This window comes from Pseudoxanthobacter sp. (assembly GCF_036822375.1).
Taxonomy (GTDB): Bacteria; Pseudomonadota; Alphaproteobacteria; order Rhizobiales; family Segnochrobactraceae; genus Pseudoxanthobacter.
Genome location: NZ_DAISHT010000007.1, coordinates 1 through 4,055 on the forward strand (window position 1 = coordinate 1; position 4,055 = coordinate 4,055).

A 4,055-nucleotide genomic window follows, 5' to 3' on the forward strand; every position below is an offset into this window, starting at 1 on the left:
TCGGCGCGGGCGGAAAGCGTGCGGCTGATGCTGCTGGCGCCGCTGATCGTGCCTTCGGTGGTCTCTGCGCTGGCGTTCTACTGGTTCTTCGCCCGCCTGCACCTGCTCGATACCTTTGCCGGCGTGATCCTCGCCCACACCATCATGGCCGCGCCCTATGTGCTGGTGACGGTGACGGCCTCGCTGGCAACGGTGGAGGCGCGGCAGGAGCAGGCCTCGCGGTCGCTCGGGGCCGGCCCGCTGCAGACCATCTTCCACGTCATCCTGCCGCAGATCAAACCCGGCCTCATGACCGGAGGGGTCTTCGCGTTCCTGATTTCATGGGATGAAATCGTGGTCACGCTGTTCATTGCCTCGCGCACGGTCTACACGCTGCCGCGCAAGATATGGGACGGCATTCAGGAGCGGGTGGACCCCACCATCGCGGTTGCGGCAACGGTGCTGTTCCTCGTCACGCTGCTGCTCGTCTTTGCGGAGTTCCTGCGCACACGGCGGCAGGAACACGCCTGAGCGGCCGGGCGGCGTTCAGGCGCGGCCCGGCCCCGGTTCATCAGTTCTGTTTTCCCGTTCATTGGCGGCCGGGCGGATGGGCTCCGGCGCAGCGGGGGCGGTTTGCCTTGCGGCACCGCGGCTTGAGGGAGTCTTCCGTCCATGGCACTCGTGAAAGAATATGACGCCATCGTCATCGGCGCCGGCCACAACGGCCTTGTCTGCGCCAACTATCTGGCCCGGTCCGGCCTGAAGGTGGCGGTGCTGGAACAGCGCAAGGTCATCGGCGGCGCGGCTGTCACGGAGGAGTTCGCCCCCGGCTTCCGCGCTTCGATCTTCTCCTACATGATGAGCCTGCTGCATCCCCGCGTCATCCGCGATTTCGAACTGATGTCGAAATACGGGCTGAAGCTGCTGCAAAGCTCGGACATGATTTCTCCGCTCGGCGGCGACGACTATATCCTGTTCTCCGACGACGTGCAGAAGACGGTTGCCTCCTTCGCAAAATTCAACAAGAAGGATGCCGAAACCTACCCGCTGTTCGACAAGTATCTTGTCGAGGCGACGAAGATCGTGCGCCAGCTTCTGTGGGAAACGCCGTTCGATCCCACCCGCGGCGACTGGAAGTCGATGAAAGCCTCGCTGAGCTTCCTGTGGCGCTATCGCAAGGTCGGCCACAAGATGTACCGGCTGATCGATCTTCTGACCATGAGTGCTTACGACTTCCTCAAGGAGTGGTTCGAAGACGAGCGCATCATTGCCGTTCTGGCTTATTATGCATCCATCGGCCATTTCCTCGGCCCGAAGTCGCCCGGCTCGGCCTATGTCATCATGCATCACGTCATGGGCGAGCATGACGGCGCCGGCGGCTGGGGCTTTGTCGAAGGCGGCATGGGCAAGATCACACAGGCGCTCGCTGCCTATGGCCGCGATCACGGCGTGGAGATCGTCACCGATGCGGCGATTGCGGAGATCAGGATCGAGGGCAACCGCGCAACCTCGGTGGTGACGAAGGACGGCGCCGTCTACAAGGCAAAGACCATCGTTTCCAATGCCAATGCCAAGATCGTCTATCAGAAGCTGATCCGTCCGGGTCTGGTGCCGGACGAACTGAAGCGCGAGATCGACAACTATCGCACCTTCTCCACGGCCTTCAAGATGAACGTGGCCTGCGAGCGCCCGCCGCAGTTTACCTTTCTTGAGAAGATGCGCGCCGATAAGGTGCTGGGTAATTTCGACTATCCGACCTACATGCACGTTGCCCCGGATGTCGATTTTCTTGAGAAAGCCTATGACGATGCCAAATATGGCTGGTATTCCAGCCGGCCGTTCGTCTCGCCGATCTGCCCGACCATTCTCGACAAGACGCTGGCGCCGGAAGGCAAGCACGTCGTCAATCTCTATGGCGGCCATGCCCCCTACGAGCTGCGGGGCAGCGACTGGTCGAAGGAGAAAGACAACTTCAAGAAGAATATCTTCGATACCATCGAGGAGTTTGCGCCGGGCTGGAGCAACGATATTATCGACCTGCAGTTCCTCGTGCCGCCGGATATCGAGGAAAAACTGATGATGCCGCAGGGCCATATCTTCCATGGCGAGCTGACGCCGGATCAGTTGTTCTTCCAGCGGCCGGCCTCCGGCTATGCGGACTATCGCACGCCGTTCGCGGGGCTCTATACCTGCGGTTCGTCCAACCATCCCGGCGGCGGCGTCTCCGGCATTCCGGGTTCCAATGCCGCCCGCGAGATCCTGCTCGATCTGAAGCGCGGCTGAGGCGCCGGCCGCACGCTGCAAGGCACACCTGGCAAGGCACAGTCCGCAAAACACGCTTCGCAAAACACGCTTCGCAAGACACACTTCGCAAGACACACCCCGCCGTTGGTAGCAGCGATTCCGGCGGCCGGGGTGTGCTATGCTCGCCCTTGTTCCGGCCATCCGGCCGGCTGTCGGCGCGCCTGCCCGCAGGCGCCGCCGCGCCGGCGGCAACAAAGGCGAGAAGATCCATGAAGGCGCTGCTGACCGGCCTGTCGAACAAGAGCGTTTCCGGGCTCATGAACGAGCTTCTGGAATCGCTGTCGCTGCGCGCGCGGCCACGGGCGGCGAAGGAGCCGACCGGCGCCCTGCAACTGCAGAAAACCATCGATGCGCTGTTGTCGCGGCGCGGCGAGGCCTCCGGCGTGGTGCTCGCCTCGCTGGCACTGGACGGCTATGAGGAAGCCACCGCGGACGAGAAGACCGCCTTTCTGAGCCTGCTCGCGGACGCCTACGGCGTCGACGGCAAGGCGGTGGCGGCTGCGGCGCAGGCCTATCTCGATACCCCGGATGCCGGCGCGGCGGAAACGCTGCACCGGGTGAGCGAGCCGCGCCGCCGCGAGGTGCTGCGCCGGCTCAATCTGGCGCCCGGCGGCACGCTGGCGCTCGTGCGCATGCGCGAGGATGTGATGGCCCGGCTCAGGGGCGCGCCCGGCCTGAAGGCACTCGACCGCGATTTTGCCGATCTGTTCGCCATCTGGTTCAGCCGCGGCTTTCTGGATCTGCGCCATATCGACTGGCAGACCCCGGCGGCCATTCTGGAAAAGATCATCCGCTACGAGGCCGTGCATGTCATCGAAAGCTGGGACGATCTGCGCAACCGGCTGGCGCCTTCGGACCGGCGGTGCTTCGCCTTCTTCCATCCCCAGCTTCCCGACGAGCCGCTGATCTTCGTGGAAGTGGCGCTGACCACGGCCATTCCGGCCGCCATCGGCCCGCTGCTCGATCTGGAGCGTGGTCCGATCGCCGCGGAGGCGGCCACGACCGCGGTGTTCTATTCCATCTCTAACACGCAGAAGGGGCTGGCGGGGGTTTCCTTCGGCAATTTCCTCATCAAGCAGGTGGTGGAGGATCTGCGCCACGAGCTGCCGAACCTGAAGACCTTTGTCACGCTCTCTCCGGTGCCGGGCTTTGCGAAGTGGCTGAAGGCGGAGCGCGAGAAGGGGGCCGACGGACTGCTGCCGGAGGCTGAACGAACCGCCCTTGCCGGACTGGATGCGCCGGGCTGGGAAAAAGACCCGGCGCAGAGCGAGGCGCTGAAAGCGCCGCTGCTGTCGGCAGCCGCGCGCTATTTTCTGGAGGCGAAACTGCCCAACGGCCGGCTGCCCGATCCCGTGGGCCGGTTCCACCTTGGCAACGGTGCCCGGCTGGAGCGGCTGAATTTTCTCGGCGATCTTTCGGCCCAGGGCCTCGCCCAGTCCCATGGCCTGATGGTCAATTATCTCTACGATCTCGGCCACATCGAAACCAACCACGAGGAGTTCGTGGAACGCGGCGTCGTGGCGGCCTCCTCGGAGGTGCGCAAGTGCCTGAAGGCCGAGCCGCCGCCGAAGGGCGGCAAGGCCGCAAAAGCGGTGGCGCGCATCGCGGCCCGCTGAAAAGGCGGGCCGACCCGGCCCTTTCCGGGCTTTCGTCCGGGACACGCCGCCACGGTCCTCCGCCACGGTCCGCCGCCCGTCCGGGCGGCGCCTGTGCGGATCGGACGGCCCGCGCGGCGCAGCCGGCAACCCGCGGCCGGGACGGGCCGTGCCATG

At 64.7% G+C, this 4,055-nt stretch carries 3 protein-coding genes; all 3 read left to right on the plus strand.

The features are described from left to right. Positions 1-510 (plus strand): ABC transporter permease subunit (locus tag V7067_RS01735; RefSeq protein WP_334174146.1); only part of this gene is annotated, 510 nt, incomplete at its 5' end. A 141-nt stretch (positions 511-651) separates the two neighbouring features. Beyond that, positions 652-2,262, plus strand: a complete 1,611-nt coding sequence (locus tag V7067_RS01740) for an NAD(P)/FAD-dependent oxidoreductase (protein WP_334174147.1) — start codon at positions 652-654, stop codon at positions 2,260-2,262. Positions 2,263-2,492: 230 nt separating this feature from the next. Beyond that, entirely contained in the window at positions 2,493-3,899 is a 1,407-nt protein-coding gene (locus V7067_RS01745) for a malonyl-CoA decarboxylase (protein ID WP_334174148.1), read from the plus strand. Positions 3,900-4,055: the final 156 nt, after the last annotated feature.